15 protein-coding genes are annotated in these 16,829 nt (G+C 62.1%); 12 read left to right on the top strand and 3 right to left on the bottom strand.

The genetic code is table 11. From position 1 onward, the window contains the following. The first annotated feature begins 25 nt into the window (after positions 1-25). From paaK to paaZ, 10 genes are all read left to right on the top strand, one after another. Positions 26-1,351, top strand: a complete 1,326-nt coding sequence (gene paaK, locus BKX96_RS30395; RefSeq protein WP_046817904.1) for a phenylacetate--CoA ligase PaaK — start codon at positions 26-28, stop codon at positions 1,349-1,351. Positions 1,352-1,661: 310 nt separating this feature from the next. Next, positions 1,662-2,651: a 1,2-phenylacetyl-CoA epoxidase subunit PaaA gene (gene paaA / locus BKX96_RS30390; protein ID WP_077186275.1), complete on the top strand. Its 990-nt coding sequence runs from the start codon at positions 1,662-1,664 to the stop codon at positions 2,649-2,651. A 28-nt stretch (positions 2,652-2,679) separates the two neighbouring features. Continuing rightward, positions 2,680-2,961: a 1,2-phenylacetyl-CoA epoxidase subunit PaaB gene (paaB, locus tag BKX96_RS30385; RefSeq protein ID WP_020795551.1), complete on the top strand. Its 282-nt coding sequence runs from the start codon at positions 2,680-2,682 to the stop codon at positions 2,959-2,961. Between the two features lie 8 nt (positions 2,962-2,969). Next, positions 2,970-3,731 (top strand): 1,2-phenylacetyl-CoA epoxidase subunit PaaC, encoded by a 762-nt coding sequence (paaC, locus tag BKX96_RS30380; protein ID WP_077186274.1) that lies wholly within the window; start codon positions 2,970-2,972, stop codon positions 3,729-3,731. Next, positions 3,718-4,251 (top strand): 1,2-phenylacetyl-CoA epoxidase subunit PaaD, encoded by a 534-nt coding sequence (gene paaD / locus BKX96_RS30375; protein WP_077186273.1) that lies wholly within the window; start codon positions 3,718-3,720, stop codon positions 4,249-4,251. The genes paaC and paaD overlap by 14 nt, the downstream gene beginning before the upstream one ends. A gap of 34 nt (positions 4,252-4,285) precedes the next feature. Further along, entirely contained in the window at positions 4,286-5,362 is a 1,077-nt protein-coding gene (gene paaE, locus BKX96_RS30370) for a 1,2-phenylacetyl-CoA epoxidase subunit PaaE (protein WP_077186272.1), read from the top strand. A gap of 168 nt (positions 5,363-5,530) precedes the next feature. Then, on the top strand, positions 5,531-5,839 hold the full coding sequence (locus BKX96_RS30365; protein WP_046817846.1) for a DUF485 domain-containing protein: 309 nt from the start codon (positions 5,531-5,533) through the stop codon (positions 5,837-5,839). Next, complete coding sequence (locus tag BKX96_RS30360; RefSeq protein ID WP_077186271.1) at positions 5,836-7,482, top strand: cation acetate symporter; 1,647 nt, start codon at positions 5,836-5,838, stop codon at positions 7,480-7,482. Before BKX96_RS30365 ends, BKX96_RS30360 begins: the two co-directional genes overlap by 4 nt. 22 nt (positions 7,483-7,504) lie before the next feature. Then, the gene (locus BKX96_RS30355; protein ID WP_077186270.1) at positions 7,505-8,758 is read left to right on the top strand and encodes an OprD family porin; all 1,254 of its coding nucleotides are present in this window, start codon (positions 7,505-7,507) and stop codon (positions 8,756-8,758) included. A gap of 58 nt (positions 8,759-8,816) precedes the next feature. Further along, positions 8,817-10,886: a phenylacetic acid degradation bifunctional protein PaaZ gene (paaZ, locus tag BKX96_RS30350; RefSeq protein ID WP_077186269.1), complete on the top strand. Its 2,070-nt coding sequence runs from the start codon at positions 8,817-8,819 to the stop codon at positions 10,884-10,886. Between the two features lie 162 nt (positions 10,887-11,048). Here paaZ and BKX96_RS30345 read toward each other — a convergent pair whose 3' ends face one another. From BKX96_RS30345 to BKX96_RS30335, 3 genes are read right to left on the bottom strand one after another with little or no spacing between them, the layout of a single operon-like run. Beyond that, on the bottom strand, positions 11,049-11,957 hold the full coding sequence (locus BKX96_RS30345; protein ID WP_077186268.1) for a LuxR C-terminal-related transcriptional regulator: 909 nt from the start codon (positions 11,955-11,957) through the stop codon (positions 11,049-11,051). Continuing rightward, positions 11,954-13,372, bottom strand: a complete 1,419-nt coding sequence (locus BKX96_RS30340) for an aminotransferase (protein WP_077186267.1) — start codon at positions 13,370-13,372, stop codon at positions 11,954-11,956. The genes BKX96_RS30345 and BKX96_RS30340 overlap by 4 nt, the downstream gene beginning before the upstream one ends. Before the next feature lie 41 nt (positions 13,373-13,413). Next, positions 13,414-14,520, bottom strand: coding sequence for a polyamine ABC transporter substrate-binding protein (locus tag BKX96_RS30335; protein WP_046817840.1), 1,107 nt, complete (start codon positions 14,518-14,520; stop codon positions 13,414-13,416). Between the two features lie 217 nt (positions 14,521-14,737). Between BKX96_RS30335 and BKX96_RS30330 the strand changes: the two genes are divergently transcribed. Together BKX96_RS30330 and BKX96_RS30325 are read left to right on the top strand one after the other, a co-directional pair. After that, on the top strand, positions 14,738-15,520 hold the full coding sequence (locus BKX96_RS30330; RefSeq protein ID WP_077186266.1) for an enoyl-CoA hydratase-related protein: 783 nt from the start codon (positions 14,738-14,740) through the stop codon (positions 15,518-15,520). Continuing rightward, positions 15,517-16,698 carry an acetyl-CoA C-acyltransferase family protein gene (locus BKX96_RS30325; protein ID WP_046817838.1) on the top strand — a complete coding sequence of 394 codons (1,182 nt, stop codon included), beginning with the start codon at positions 15,517-15,519 and terminating at the stop codon, positions 16,696-16,698. The genes BKX96_RS30330 and BKX96_RS30325 overlap by 4 nt, the downstream gene beginning before the upstream one ends. Positions 16,699-16,829: the final 131 nt, after the last annotated feature.

Here is a 16,829-nt window from a genome sequence, read left to right as displayed (position 1 = left end):
ACACAAAAACAATTCGAGTGAACACATGAACATGCCAATTGCCCAAGCCGTGCTGGATCCCGTGCTGGACCCGCTGGAAACCGCCAGCATCGACGAGCTGCGCCAGCATCAGCTGGAACGCCTGCGCTGGAGCCTGAACCACGCCTACAACAATGTGCCGCTGTACCGTCAGCGCTTCGATGCGCTGGGCGTGCACCCGGACGACATCAAGTCCCTCGACGACCTGGCGAAATTCCCCTTCACCACCAAGTCCGACCTGCGCGACAACTACCCCTACGGCATGTTTGCCGTGCCGATGCATGACGTGGTGCGCCTGCACGCGTCCAGCGGCACCACCGGCAAACCGACCGTGGTCGGCTACACCCAGAACGACATCGACACCTGGGCCAACGTGGTGGCGCGCTCGATCCGCGCGGCGGGTGGCCGACGTGGCGACAAGGTGCACATCTCCTACGGCTACGGCCTGTTCACCGGCGGCCTCGGCGCGCACTACGGCGCCGAACGCCTGGGTTGCACGGTGATCCCGATGTCCGGCGGCCAGACCGAAAAACAAGTGCAGCTGATCAAGGATTTCCAGCCGGACATCATCATGGTCACGCCGTCCTACATGCTCAACATCGCCGACGAAATCGAGCGCCAGGGCATCGACCCGCACAAGCTGGCCCTGCGCCTGGGCATCTTCGGCGCCGAGCCATGGACCGCCGAACTGCGCAGCGCCATCGAGGCGCGCATGGGCATCACCGCCCTGGACATCTACGGCCTCTCGGAAATCATGGGCCCGGGCGTAGCAATGGAATGCGCCGAAACCAAGGACGGCCCGACGATCTGGGAAGACCACTTCTACCCGGAAATCATCGACCCGATCACTGGCGAAGTGCTGCCGGACGGGCAAATGGGCGAACTGGTGTTCACTTCCCTGAGCAAAGAAGCCCTGCCGATGATCCGCTACCGCACCCGCGACCTGACGCGCCTGCTGCCAGGCACTGCGCGGCCGATGCGGCGTATCGACAAGATCACCGGGCGCAGCGATGACATGCTGATCATCCGCGGGGTCAACGTGTTCCCGACGCAGATCGAGGAGCAGGTGCTGAAAGTCAAACAACTTGCCGAGTGCTACGAGATCCATCTGTATCGCAATGGCAACCTGGACAGCGTGGATGTACATGTCGAGTTGAAGGCAGAGCATCAGCACCTGAGCGATGAACAGCAGAAGGCGGTTTGCGGGGAGCTGAGCAAGCACATCAAGACGTATATCGGCATCAGTTCGCGGATCGTCTTGCAGCCGTTCCATTCGATCAAGCGTTCCGAGGGCAAGGCTTGCCACGTCATGGACAAACGCCCTAAAGCATGACTGCTGCACCCCTTACGGCCCCGCTTTTGCGGGGCTTTTTTTTGGCTTTTTTCATGAAAACAGACACCCCCTCTCTGTAGGAGCTGGCTTGCCAGCGAAGGCATCCGTCCAGTCGATACATTTGCCGACTGCCCCACCGCTTTCGCTGGCAAGCCAGCTCCTACAGGGGAACGGTGCTTCATGAAGGACCGCTCAACCCAAAAGCGATACAAAAATTAAATACGACACGTCATTTTGTGTTTGATATAAATTTCTGTATCGCTTATAAAGTTCTCCATGCCTTCAACAGAATCACGGCGGGAGACCCCCCATGTACGCACAGCTCGTAGAAACAGGCGTCAAGCGCATCAAAGACCTCTCGGAGATGTCCGATGAGGAACGCGCCTTCCAGGAGAAAATCGATTCAGAAATCAAGATCGAAGCGAAGAACTGGATGCCAGATGCCTACCGCCAGACCCTGATCCGGCAGATCTCCCAGCACGCCCACTCGGAAATCGTCGGCATGCTCCCGGAAGGCAACTGGGTTACCCGCGCGCCAACGCTCAAACGCAAACTGCAGTTGATGGCCAAGATCCAGGACGAAGCCGGGCACGGCCTGTACCTGTACAGCGCCATGGAAACCCTGGGCGCCGACCGTGATGAAGAAATCGCCAAGCTGCATAGCGGCAAGGCCAAGTACTCGAGCATCTTCAACTACCCGACGCTGAACTGGGCCGACATGGGCGCCGTGGGCTGGCTGGTGGATGGCGCGGCGATCGTCAACCAGGTGGTGCTGCAGCGCACCTCCTATGGCCCCTACTCCCGGGCCATGGTGCGCATCTGCAAGGAAGAGAGCTTCCACCAGCGCCAGGGCTACGAAATCCTCCTGACCATGATGCGTCACGGTACCCAGGCGCAAAAAGACATGGTCCAGGATGCGATCAACCGCCTGTGGTGGCCGTCGCTGATGATGTTCGGCCCGAGCGACGAACACTCACCGAACAGCGCGCAATCCATGGCCTGGAAAATCAAGCGCCAGAGCAATGACGAACTGCGCCAGCGCTTCATCGACCAGACCATCCCGCAGCTGGAACTGCTGGGCTGCACCTGCCCCGACCCGGACCTTGCGTGGAACGCCGAACGCGGCCACTACGACTTCGGCGAAATCCAGTGGAGCGAATTCTACGAAGTGCTCAAGGGCAACGGCCCGTGCAACACCGAACGCGTCGCCACCCGCCGCAAGGCGATTGAAGACGGTGCCTGGGTTCGTGAAGCCGCCGTCGCCCACGCCCGCAAAAAACAAAACAAGAACGCCGCCTGATTCGGCCACCTGATCTGGAGACACCGCCATGTCCGAATGGACCCTCTTCGAAGTCTTCGTGCGCAGCAAGCACGGCCTCAACCACAAACACGTCGGCAGCGTGCATGCCGCCGACACCACCATGGCCATCGAGAACGCTCGCGAGCTCTATACCCGTCGCAGCGAAGGCGTAAGCCTGTGGGTGGTGCCCTCAAAGCTGATCACCGCCTCCTCCCCGGATGAAAAAGACCCGCTGTTCGATCCGTCGGACGACAAGGTCTACCGCCATGCCAGCTTCTACGAGCTGCCGGCCGAAGTCGGGCACATGTGAGGTCAACCATGAACAACAAGACTGATCTGATCGAATACCTGCTGCGCCTCGGTGACAGCGCCCTGATCCAGGGCCAGCGCCTGTGCCAGTGGTGCGGCAAGGCGCCGGCCCTGGAAGAAGAGCTGGCGCTGATGAACGTCGGCCTCGACCTGGTGGGCCAGGCGCGCAACTGGCTGGACTACGCCGGCGAACTGCTGGACGACGGCCGCGATGCCGATCACCTGGCGTTCCGTCGTGACGAGCGCGCTTATCGCAACCTGTTGCTGGTGGAACAACCCAACGGTGACTTCGCGGTGACCATGCTCAAGCAGTTCCTCTATGACGCCTGGCATCTGCCGGTGCTGCAGGGCCTGAGCCAGTCCAGCGACGAACGCATTGCCGGGATCGCTGCCAAGGCGGTGAAGGAAGTCACCTACCACCTGCGCCGCTCCGGCGAATGGATCGAGCGCATGGGTGACGGCACCGAGGAAAGCCACCAGCGCATGCTCGCGGCCATCCCCGAAGTCTGGCGCTTCACCGTGGAACTGATCGCTGCCGATGACAGCGAACAACGCCTGTGCGAAGCCGGCATCACCCCGGGCATCGCCAGCGTCGCCGCGCAGTGGCAGGCCAAGGTCAACCAGATCTTCACCAGCGCCACCCTGCCCGTGCCGTCCGCGCCGAGCTATTTCTACCTGAATGCGCGCAAGGGCCTGCACAGCGAACACCTGGGCATCCTGCTGGCCGAAATGCAGTTCCTGCCCCGAGCGTACCCCGATGCAACCTGGTGAGCTGATCGCCAGCGACCTCGGCGCCCGGCCGGCTCAACCGTCCGACCTGGCCGCCGCGTGGGCGATCCTGTCCGAAGTCATGGACCCGGAAGTGCCGGTGGTCAGCGTGGTCGACCTCGGCATCGTCCGCGACCTGGACTGGCAGGCGGGTCACTTGCACGTGGTGGTCACGCCGACCTACTCCGGCTGCCCGGCCACCGAAGTGATCGAGGGCGATATCCGCCAGGCCCTGGAACTCGGCGGATTCAAGGCGCCGCAACTGGAGCGCAAATTGACCCCGGCCTGGACCACCGACTGGATCAGCGCCAGCGGCCGCGAACGCCTGCGCGCCTACGGCATCGCACCGCCCGAAGGCAGTACCAGCAAACGCAGCCTGCTCGGTGAGAGCCCGCGGGTCGTCTGCCCGCAATGCGGCAGCGTCCACACCGAGGTGCTCAGCGAATTCGGTTCAACCGCGTGCAAGGCGCTGTATCGCTGCGTCGATTGTCGAGAACCGTTCGACTATTTCAAGTGCATCTGAGCGGCGAATCGGCCGACCCAGCTGGAGAACAACAATGAGCAAATTTCACAGCCTGACCATCAAGGACGTGCGCACCGAGACCCGTGACGCGGTGTCCATCGCCTTCGAGATTCCGCAGCACCTGCAAGACAGCTTTCATTACACCCAGGGCCAACACCTGGTGATGCGCACCCAACTGGACGGCGAAGAAGTGCGCCGCTCCTATTCGATCTGCACCGGGGTCAACGACGGTGAACTGCGGGTCGCCATCAAGCGTGTGGCCGGCGGGCGTTTTTCCGCCTTTGCCAACGAACAGCTCAAGGCCGGACACAGCCTGGAGGTGATGCCGCCCGCCGGGCATTTCAGCGTGGAACTCGACCCCGCTCGCCACGGTAATTACCTGGCCGTCGCGGCCGGCAGCGGCATCACGCCGATCCTGTCGATCATCAAGACCACCCTGCAAACCGAGCCCAACAGCCGCGTCACCCTGCTGTACGGCAACCGCTCCAGCTCCGGCGCACTGTTCCGCGAACAGCTGGAAGACCTGAAGAACCGCTACCTGCAACGCCTGAACCTGATCTTCGTGTTCAGCCGCGAGCAGCAGGATGTGGACTTGTACAACGGCCGGATCAACGCCGAGAAATGCGAGCAGCTGTTCAGCCGTTGGCTCGACGTCAAGGCCCTCGACGCCGCCTTCATCTGCGGCCCGCAGGAAATGACCGAGACCGTGCGCGACAGCCTCAAGGCCAAGGGCATGCAACCTGGGCGCATCCATTTCGAACTGTTCGCCGCCGCCGGCAGCCAGCAGAAACGTGAAGCCCGCGAGGCGGCGCGCCAGGTGGATGCGGCGGTCAGCCAGATCACCGTAATCAGCGACGGCCGTGCCTTGGCCTTCGACCTGCCGCGCAACAGCCAGAGCATTCTCGACGCTGGCAACGCCCAGGGCGCCGAACTGCCCTACTCGTGCAAGGCCGGCGTGTGCTCGACCTGCAAGTGCAAGGTCATCGAAGGCGAAGTGGAAATGGACAGCAACCACGCCCTGGAAGACTACGAGGTGGCCGCGGGCTATGTGCTGTCGTGCCAGGCCTTCCCGATCAGCGACAAGGTCGTTCTGGATTTCGACCAGCTCTAAAGAGCAACACCCCCCCCTGTAGGAGCTGGCTTGCCAGCGAAGAGGCCCTTGAGATCACCGTTTGTTTTCAGGCCGCCTTCGCTGGCAAGCCAGCTCCTACAGGGGGTCCGGTGATCCACCCGAAAACTCTGTTTCACTCAAAACAAAAACAACAAAGGAGCGCGCCTCATGACACCCCAGGAAATAGAACTCATCCGCCAGCACCCGGATTTCATCCAGCTGGTTCGCCGCAAGCAGAAGCTGTACTGGTCACTGAGCCTGGCCATGCTGGTGATCTATTACGGCTTCGTGCTGCTGGTGGCTTTCTCCCCTTCTACCCTCGGCCAGTCCCTCAGCGGCGGCGTGACCACCGTTGGCATGCTGGTGGGTGTGGTGATCGTGGTACTGGCCTTTGCGCTGACCGGTTTCTATGTCTATCGCGCCAACAACGTGATCGACCCGCTGAATGAAAAACTCAAGCAGGAGTGCGCCCGATGAGCCGCCTTCTCGCGCTGTTCCTGCTGCCGTTGGCGGTGGTCACCGATTTTGCGGTGGCCGCCGACGGCGCTTCGCGACCACTGAACTGGAACGCCATCGGCATGTTCCTGGTGTTCGTCCTGTTCACCCTCGGCGTGACACGCTGGGCTGCCTTGCGCACCCGCTCTGCCAGCGACTTCTACACCGCCGGTGGTGGCATGACCGGCTTCCAGAATGGTCTGGCGATCGCCGGCGACATGATCTCGGCAGCCTCGTTCCTCGGCATTTCCGCGATGATGTTCCTCAATGGCTACGACGGTCTGCTCTACGCACTGGGCGTATTGGCCGGCTGGCCGATCATCCTGTTCCTGATTGCCGAACGCCTGCGCAACCTCGGCAAATACACCTTTGCCGACGTGGTCTCTTACCGCCTGGAGCAAACCCCGGTGCGCCTGACCTCGGCCTTCGGCACCTTGACCGTGGCGCTGATGTACCTGGTGGCGCAGATGGTCGGCGCCGGCAAGCTGATCGAATTGCTGTTCGGCATCGACTACCTCTACGCCGTCATGCTGGTCGGTGTATTGATGGTGTTCTACGTGACCTTCGGCGGCATGCTTGCCACCACCTGGGTGCAGATCATCAAGGCAGTGATGCTGTTGTTCGGCACCAGTTTCATGGCGTTCATGGTGCTCAAGCATTTCGGCTTCAGCACTGAGGCGATGTTTGCCGGCGCCACCGCCGTGCATGCCAAGGGCGACGCGATCATGGCGCCCGGCGGCTTGCTGTCCAATCCGGTCGACGCAATTTCCCTGGGGCTGGGCATGATGTTCGGCACCGCCGGCCTGCCGCACATCCTGATGCGTTTCTTCACCGTCAGCGATGCCAAGGAAGCGCGTAAAAGCGTGTTCTACGCCACCGGTTTCATCGGCTACTTCTACCTGCTGCTAATCATTGTCGGCTTCGGCGCCATCGTCATGGTCGGCACCGATCCTGCGTTCCGTGACGCCAGCGGCGCAATCATCGGCGGCGGCAACATGGTCGCCGTGCACCTGGCCCACGCGGTAGGCGGCAACCTGTTCCTTGGTTTCATCTCGGCGGTCGCCTTCGCCACGATTCTGGCGGTAGTCGCCGGGCTCGCGTTGTCCGGCGCCTCGGCGGTGTCCCATGACCTGTATGCCTGCGTGATGCGCAAGGGGCAGGCCAGCGAGGCGCAGGAAATGCGCGTGTCGCGAATCGCCACCCTGTGCATCGGTGTGCTGGCGATCATCCTCGGCCTGTTGTTCGAATCGCAAAACATCGCCTTCCTGTCCGGTCTGGTACTGGCCATCGCCGCGTCGGTGAATTTCCCGGTGCTGTTCCTTTCGATGTACTGGAAAGGCCTGACCACCCGCGGCGCCGTCATCGGCAGCCTGTCCGGGCTTGTCTCAGCGATTGTCCTGCTGGTGCTCAGCCCGGCGGTGTGGGTCAACGTGATGCATCACGACAAGGCACTGTTCCCCTACTCCAACCCGGCGCTGTTCTCCATGAGCCTGGCGTTCTTCAGTGCATGGCTGTTTTCCGTCACCGACACCTCGCCCCGCGCAGCCCTTGAACGCGGCCGTTATCTGGCGCAGTTCATCCGCTCGATGACCGGTATCGGTGCCTCCGGCGCCAGCAATCACTGACTATTGGCAGGGAATAAAAATAATGAAGCCCGCACGTAACGCATCTTGTGAATCACTGTTTTCGCTCGCCGCCGCATTGAGTCTGCCCCTGTTCGCGCCCAGCGCCATGGCCGACTTCATCGGCGACAGCAAGGCCCGTATTGAAATGCGCAACCTCTACCTCAATCGCGATTTCCGTCAGGACAACGCGCCGCAATCCAAGGCCGAAGAATGGGCCCAGGGGTTCACTGCGCGTGTCGAATCCGGATTCACAAATGGCACCTTCGGTTTTGGCCTCGACGCACTGGGGGAACTGGGGATCAAGCTCGACTCCAGCCCGGATCGCCGTGGCACCGGGCTGCTGCCCTTTGGCCCGCAGAGCCATGAACCCGATGACAACTACAGTGAGCTAGGCCTGACCGGCAAGATGCGGGTGTCCAAAAGCCTTCTGAAACTCGGCACCCTGCAACCCTTGCTGCCGGTGGTGAGCTACAACGACACCCGCCTGCTCAGTTCGACCTTTGAAGGCGGCTTGCTGACCAGCCAGGAAATCGACGGCCTGACGCTCAATGCCGGACGCCTGACCAAGGCCAACCTGCGCGACTCGTCGAGCAACGACGACATCGGCTACGCCGCCGCCAGCAGCGATCACTTCGACTTCGGCGGCGGCAGCTACGCGTTCAGTCCGCAACTGAACCTGAGCTATTACTACGGCAAGCTCGAGCAGATATACCGCCAGCAATTCGTCGGGCTGGTGCATACCCAGCCCCTGGGCAACGGTTTCAACCTGCGCAGCGACCTGCGTTATTTCGACAGCCGCGGCGACGGCGCGGAAAAGGCCGGACGCATCGACAACCGCAACTTCAACAGCATGTTCACCCTGTCCCAGGGCGCCCACAAGGTCAGTGCCGCCTACCAGCAGTTGTCCGGCGACAGCGCCTTTCCGTTCCTCAACGGCGGCGATCCCTACGTGGTCAACCTGGTGACCTTCAACACCTTTACCCGCGCCGAAGAAGATTCCTGGCAGTTGCGCTACGACTATGACTTCGCCGCACAAGGCATTCCCGGCCTGACCTTCATGACCCGCTACACCGACGGGCGCCACGTCAAGGCAGGCACCGTCGACAACGGGCGCGAATGGGAGCGCGACAGCGATATCAGCTACGTCATCCAGAGCGGTGTGTTGAAGAACGTCAGCCTGCGCTGGCGCAACGTGACCTTCCGCTCCGGCAATGGCTTGACGACCGCCCTCGATGAGAACCGATTGATCGTCGGTTACACCCTGGCGCTTTGGTAATTCCGCAAGGGGGCGGTTGTGGCCGCGCCCAGACTTTTCACACTCAGGAGCAATCGTGATGTCCTCCTCACCTACACTGCATGCCCCTACCCTGCAGAGTTTCATCGCCGGTCGCTGGATCGGCCAACAAGGCGCACAAGTCCTGCGCAGCGCCCTCGATGGCCATGAAATCTTCCGTACCCACGAAGAGCGCCCGGACTTTGCCGAAGCCATCGAGCACGGTCGTCGCCAAGGCGTCAGCGGCCTGATGGCGCTGGACTTCCAGCAACGCGCCCAGCGCCTCAAGGCCCTGGCCTTGTACCTGAGCGAACGCAAGGAACAGCTCTACGCGATTTCCCACCACAGCGGCGCGACCCGTGCCGACAGCTGGATCGACATCGAGGGCGGCAACAGCACCCTGTTCACCTACGCCAGCCTCGGCGCCCGTGAATTGCCGTCGGGTAACGTCGTCCACGAAGGCCCGGCGCTGCAACTGAGCAAAATGGGCACCTTCGCCGGCACCCACATCCTGGTGCCGCGCGGCGGCGTGGCGGTGCACATCAATGCCTTCAACTTCCCGATCTGGGGCATGCTGGAAAAATTCGCCCCGAGCTTCCTCGCCGGCATGCCATGCATCGTCAAACCGGCCAGCGCCACCAGCTACCTGACTGAAGCCGTGGTACGCCTGATGGACGAGTCCGGCCTTCTCCCGGCGGGCAGCCTGCAACTGATCATCGGCGGCACCGGCGACCTGCTCGACCGCCTGCAAGGCCAGGACGTGGTGACCTTCACCGGTTCCGCCGACACCGCGGCCAAGCTGCGGGTCAACCCGAACCTGATCCGCAATTCAGTGCCGTTCACCGCCGAAGCCGACTCGCTGAACTGTGCGATCCTCGCCCCGGACGTCACCCCGGACGATGAAGAATTCGAGTTGTTCATCAAGGAAGTCGCCCGGGAAATGACCACCAAGGCCGGGCAGAAATGCACCGCCATCCGGCGCGCCATCGTCCCGGCCAAGCACATCGACGCCGTGGCTACCCGCTTGCGTGATCGCCTGGCCAAAGTGGTTGTTGGCGATCCTTCCGTGGAAGGCGTGCGCATGGGTGCACTGGCTTCCCACGACCAGCAGAAAGACGTGGCCGAACGCCTGGAAGCCCTGTTGCAGAGCAGCGACATGCTGTTCGGCGCCCGCGACGGCTTCGAACCCCGTGGTGAAAATGTCGACAAGGGCGCGTTCTTCGCCCCGACCCTGTTGCAAGCCCGCGATCCGCACGCCGAGGGCGGTGCCCATGACATCGAAGCGTTCGGCCCGGTCAGCACCCTGATGGCCTACGACGATCTGGATGAAGCCCTGGCCTTGGCCGCGCGCGGCAAAGGCAGCCTGGTGGCCAGCCTGGTGACCAAGGACCCGCAAATCGCCGCCAAAGCCATTCCGGTCGCGGCCGCCTTGCACGGGCGTTTGCTGGTACTGGATCGCCACTGCGCCGGTGAATCCACCGGCCACGGCTCGCCGCTGCCACAACTCAAGCACGGTGGCCCGGGTCGTGCCGGCGGCGGTGAAGAACTCGGCGGCCTGCGTGCGGTGAAACACTACCTGCAACGCGCAGCGGTGCAGGGTTCGCCGACCATGCTGGCAGCGGTCACCGGCGAATACGTGCGCGGGGCCAAGGTCATCGAAACCGAGGTGCACCCGTTCCGTCGCCACTTCCAGGACCTGCAGATCGGCGAATCGCTGCTGACCCACCGTCGCACCGTCACCGAGGCGGACCTGGTGAACTTCGGCTGCCTGTCGGGCGACCACTTCTACATGCACTTCGATGACATCGCGGCCAAGGAATCGCAGTTCGGCAAACGCATCGCCCACGGTTACTTCGTGCTGTCGGCGGCGGCCGGGCTGTTCGTATCCCCTGGCGTCGGCCCGGTCCTGGCCAACTACGGCCTGGACACCCTGCGCTTCATCAACCCGGTGGGCATCGGCGACACCATCCAGGCGCGCCTGACCTGCAAACGCAAGATCGACCAGGGCAAGAAGAGCCCGCAGGGCATCCCGCAAGGGGTGGTGGCGTGGGATGTGGAAGTCACCAACCAGCTGGGTGAGCTGGTGGCCAGCTATGACATTCTGACGCTGGTGGTAAAGCGCGAGGATTGATCAACGATCAAGGTTGACCACAGATTTTGTGGTCAACCAAAAACAAATGTGGGAGCGGGCTTGCTCGCGAAAGCGGTGTGCCAGTTAACGATATTGTCGACTGACACACCGCTTCGCGAGCAAGCCCGCTCCCACAGTTGGTTTTGTGTTTGACCGCCATTCTCAGTGCCCGCGCAACCACTCGATAAACAACGCAAACAACTCAGACTGCGACCCCACCTCCAGCTTCAAATACAGATTCTTGCGATGCATGCGCACGGTTTCCGGAGAGATGTTCATCTGGCTGGCCGTGGATTTCACCGAATGCCCCCTGAGCACCATGTGCGCCACTTCCCGCTCGCGTTCGGTGAGCAGGCCACTACCGAAATGCTCGAACGCCGATTGCACCCGATGCTTGAGATCGTCGCGCAGGCCTTGATCGTCATTGCCCTGGATCTCGCTACTGCGCTGCAGGCCACGCCGGCTGAATTCGCCGATGAATTCGCGCACCAGCGGCTCGACGGCGCGCAGCAGGTTCAACTGTTCGACGCCCAGGCAATCGCCGCCGAAACCCTGGAAGAGGCTCACGGAAATTTTCGTGTCATTGCCCGTATCGACAATGTAGTAGCTGTCTTCCGAACAGTTGGCCTTCAGGTAATAGGTCTTGTAATAGTCACTGTCGAAGAAGTTGTCCGGCGCAATGTCTTCCAAGTGATAGAAGCCCTGCGCCAGGCCCTGCTCCACCGCCAGGCAGAACGGATCAAGCAGATAGCCACCGGCGAAATAGCGCTCGAGAATCGACACCTGGTACTCCTGGGCAATGCCGCGCTGATGCAGCAACTGCGGCGCGCGGTCCTTGCGCTCCAGGCTGATCATCACCGATTCGATGGACACCAGTTGCCCCAACGCCGAGACCAGGTATTGCAGTGCGTCAGGCTCATCGACATGGGCGAATGCCTCGCGCATGCCCCCATGCCATCTATGCAATGCCCCGAAAGGCACCGCGATCAGCGTATCGTCGTTTGGTCTGCTCATGCCCCGCAGTCTAGCGGCTGAACAACCCCTTGGTAACAGCCTGGCAGACGAAATCATTGGCCGGTGTACTGTCCGCTCGCCTCAAGCTCGGCTGCCACTTCGAGAATGCACAGGCGCAGGATCTCGACAATCTCATCGACCTGGGCATAGGTCAGGATCAGCGGCGGCGACATCACGTTCAGGTGCATGATCGGCCGCACCAACAGGCCCCGGGCCTGGGCGCGCACATGGATTTTCTCGCCGATGTTGATCTCCTCGGCGAACAGCGCCTTGGTGCGTTTGTCGGCGACGAACTCCACGCACGCCATCAGTTTCAGGCAGCGCACATCACCCACCAGGGGCAGATCGCGCAAGGTGGCCAGGCGCTGCTCGAGGTAGCCGCCGACATCGTCGACGTGGGCCAGCAGGTTTTCCCGTTCGATGATCTCGATGTTCTTCAGCGCCGCCGTGCAGCACACCGGATGGCCGCTGTAGGTGAAACCGTGGGTGAAGCAACGGCCCTTGCCCGGCTCGGCGATGACCTTCCAGATGCGGTCGGAAAAGATGCATGCCCCCAGCGGCAGGTACGCCGAGGTCAAGCCCTTGGCGGTGGTGATGATGTCGGGTTGCACGTCGAACACATCGAGGGAGGCGAAAAACTTGCCCAGGCGCCCGAACGACGTCACCACCTCGTCGGCGACAAAGAGAATGTCGTAGCGCTGGCAGACTTCCCACATGCGCTTGAGGTAACCCTTCGGCGGAATAATCACCCCGCCCGAGCCCATCACCGGCTCGGCGAAGAAGCCTGCGACCTTGTCTGCGCCGATCGAGTGGATCTTGTCTTCGAACTCCTTGACCAGGAATTCGAGGAACTGCGCCTCGTCCATGCCCTCCGGCGCGCGGTAAGGGTTGGGGTTGGACACGTGGTGGATCAGCGGGTTGTCGTAATCGAACTCGGGCACCCGGTCGGCGGCCTTGTTGCCGATCGACATGGTCAGGGTGGTGGAGCCGTGGTACGCGTTGAAACGGGCGATGACGTGCTTCTTTTCAGGCAGGCCGCGGCAGTTCTGGTAGTACTGGATCAGTCGATACGCGGTGTCCACGGCGGTGGAGCCACCGGTGGTCAGGAACACGTGGTCGAGGTCACCGGGGGCCAGGCTGGCGAGTTTTTCGCACAGCTCGATGGCGACGTTATTGGACATGTCGGAAAACGGGTTGGAATAGGCCAGTTGGCGCACCTGATCGGCGATGGCCTCGGCCATTTCCTCGCGACCCAGGCCGATGTTGGTGCACCACATGCCGCCCACGGCGTCGAGAAAGCGGTTGCCCTGGGTGTCGTAGATATAGGCGCCGTCTCCGGCGACGATGTTCAGGGAACCTTGTTCGGCGTGTTCGTCGAACACGTGATAGCCGTGCATATGATGGGCCTTGTCGGCCTTGACCAGCCGGGACTCGTCCGCTGGGGAGAAAACGCTGCGTGTTGGCGTCGCCATGAATAAAAACCTCTAACCGGTTTGACTAACGATCGAATGAATCAGATGCCGCTTTTCACCGTGCTCCAGACCCGGGTCATGGCCCGCATGTCCTTGGCGTCCTGGGTCTTCTGCGGGAACAGGCGCTCGCGGGTGGCTTCATCGGGGTAGATCGCCGGGTTGTTGCGCACATCGGCGTTCAACAACGGCGTGGCCGCCGCGTTGCTGTTGGCGTAATGGATGTAGTCAGTGACGTCCGCCATCACCTGCGGCTGCATCAGGTATTCAAGGAACTTGTGCGCATTGGCGACATGGGGCGCATCGGCCGGGATGTACATGTTGTCGAACCAGATCAACGAGCCTTCCTTGGGAATGAAATAGGACAGGTTGATGTTCAACTTGGCTTCTTCGGCGCGGGCCATGGCCGTCGCGTAGTCGCCCGACCAGGTCATGGCCATGCACACGTCGCCGTTGGGCAGGCTGGTCAGGTAATTGACCGAGTCGAATTTGCGGATGTACGGGCGCACCGACAGCAGCAACTCCTGCGCTGCCTTCAAATCTTCAGGCTTGGCGCTGCGTGGATCGCGGCCCAGGTATTTGAGGGCCAGGGGGATGACTTCCGTGGGCGCATCGACCAGGGTCACGCCACAGTCGGCGAAGCGCGAGACAATCTTCGGATCGAAAATCATCGCCAGCGAGCCGATTGGCGCATCCGGCATGCGCTCCTTGATCTTGTCGACGTTGTAGGTGATGCCGTTGCTGCCCCAGGTATAGGGCGCCGAGTAAGTCGGGCCCGGGTCGAATCCTTGCAGGTCGTGCAAGACTTTGGGGTCCAGGTTGCTCCAGCCCGGCAGCAGTTTCTTGTCCAGTGGCTGGAACACCTTGGCCTGGATCAGCGGCGGCGCGAGGGACGCATTGAGCACGATCAGGTCGTAGCCGGAGTGGCCGGTGAGCAACTTGGCCTGCACCGTTTCATAGGCGTCGAAGGTGTCGTAGATGACCTTGATGCCGGTGGCCTTTTCGAAATCGGCCAGGGTCTTCTCACCGATGTAGTCCGCCCAGTTATAGAGCCGCAGCGTATTGCTGTCGTTCACCTCGCCGGCGTGGGCACTCAGGGTCAGGGGTATAACAAACAGACTGGAAATCACCTTAAGCAGGGTCTTGCCCATAGCAAATGCACCTTATCAAGCGAGTTCGGCTCTGGATGAGCGGATGAACCTACTATTGGTGGATTCGCCGGACGGCACCATACCCCGAATGGGTGTGTAGCCGTTTCGACGGTGCGATATGGCAAAAAGCATCAGGTCGGTTGACCCGTTTTGTCATAGCTGTTGGGCTAACCTGACGCTTAAAGTGGCCGTCGAACCGACTCTGCAAGAGCCAGCAATGACCGACCTGATCAAACAAGAGCATCGCGATGGCGTGCTGACGCTGACCATCGATCGCCCCGACAAGCTCAACGCACTGACCAACGGCATGTACACGCGCTTGGCCGACCTGCTGTTTGCGGCTGAGGAGAATGACGAAATCCGCGTGGTCATCGTGACCGGTGGCCCTAACTGCTTTACCAGTGGCAACGACCTGGTGGACTTCCTGCAAGAGCCGCCGACGCATTTGGACAGCCCGGCTTTCCGCCTGATGCGCGCCGTAACTCACCTGCAGAAGCCGTTGATTGCGGCGGTGTGCGGGGCGGCCATCGGCATCGGCACCACCCTGCTGCTGCATTGCGACCAGGTGCTGGTGACGCGCAACGCCAAGCTACGCACGCCGTTCGTCAACCTGGGCCTGTGCCCCGAGTTCGGCGCCAGCCTGCTGTTGCCACGCCGGCTGGGCCAGGCCCGCGCCGCGAGTTTGCTACTGCTGGGCGACAGCCTTGATGGCAGCGAGGCTGTCGCCTGGGGCCTGGCCAACGCCGCCTTCGATGACGGCGAGCAATGCCTGGCCGCGGCGGCGAAGATCGCCCAGCGCTTTCTGGCGATGCCCGCGCAAGCTCTGCGCCAGTCCCGCCAATTGATGACGCAGGCCGGCATGGCCGAACTGCAAGCCACCCTGCGCGAAGAAAACCTGCTGTTCATCCAGCGCCTCAACAGCATCGAGGCGAAAACGGCCTTGAACGCCCTGCTCAATCGCAGTACAGATAAGAATCCACCGAAAGGAACACAGCCATGAACACCCCGGAAATCTACGTCGTCAGCGCCGCCCGTACCGCCATTGGCACCTTCGGCGGATCCCTCAAGGACGTGCCACCGGCCGAGCTCGCGGCCACCGCCGTGAAAGCCGCCCTGGAACGGGCCGCTGTAGACCCGGCGCTCGTCGGTCACCTGGTGATGGGCCACGTGATCCCGACCGAAACCCGCGACGCCTACATCTCCCGGGTTGCCGCGATGAACGCCGGCATTCCGAAAGAAACCCCGGCCTACAACGTCAACCGCCTCTGCGGCTCAGGCCTGCAAGCGATCGTCAGCGCAGCGCAGACCCTGATGCTGGGCGATGCCGACATCGCCATCGGCGCCGGTGCCGAGTCCATGAGCCGCGGGCCGTACCTGCTGCCATCCGCCCGTTGGGGCGCGCGCATGGGCAACGTCCAGGCCGTCGACTACATGCTGGGTATCCTGCATGACCCGTTCCACAACATTCACATGGGTATCACCGCCGAGAACGTCGCCGAGCGTAACGGCATCACCCGTGAAATGCAGGATGCCCTGGCGCTGGAAGACCAGAAGCGCGCAGCCCATGCGATTGCCAACGGCTACTTCACCGAGCAGATCGCGACCGTAGAGATTGCGGATCGCAAGGGCACTAAACTGTTCAGCGTCGACGAGCACCCACGCGCCACCTCCCTGGAACAGCTGGCGGCGATGAAGCCGGCGTTCAAGAAGGACGGCTCGGTCACCGCCGGCAACGCCTCCGGCCTGAACGACGGTGCGGCCGCCCTGGTCATGGCCACCGGCGCTGCCGTACAGGTCAACAACCTGCGCCCACTCGCCCGCCTGGTCAGCTACGCCCATGCCGGCGTCGAACCAACACTGATGGGCCTGGGCCCAATCCCGGCCACCCGCCTGGCACTCAAGCGTGCCGGCCTGACCGTCGCTGACATGGACGTGATCGAAGCCAACATCGCTTTCGCGGCGCAAGCCTGTGCCGTCAGCCAGGAACTGGATCTGGACCCGGCCAAGGTCAACCCGAACGGCTCGGGCATCGCCCTGGGTCACCCGGTCGGCGCGACCGGCGCCATTATCGCCACCAAGGCCATCCACGAACTGCACCGCACCGGCGGCCGTTACGCGCTGGTGACCATGTGCATCGGCGGCGGCCAGGGCATCGCGGCGATCTTCGAACGCGCCTGATCCCGCTACACCTGTAGGAGCTGCCGAAGGCTGCGATCTTTTGATCTTAGATCGCAGCCTTCAGCAGTTCCTACCGTGCACCCGTCAACGTTGCGGTTGATGCTTGTCAACAAATGACACATTCGGAAAAC

The organism is Pseudomonas putida (genome assembly GCF_001976065.1).
GTDB classification, from domain to species: Bacteria; Pseudomonadota; Gammaproteobacteria; order Pseudomonadales; family Pseudomonadaceae; genus Aquipseudomonas; species Aquipseudomonas serbica.
Note: the sequence above shows the minus strand (reverse complement) of the source record. Positions and strands in the feature narration are given on the sequence as shown.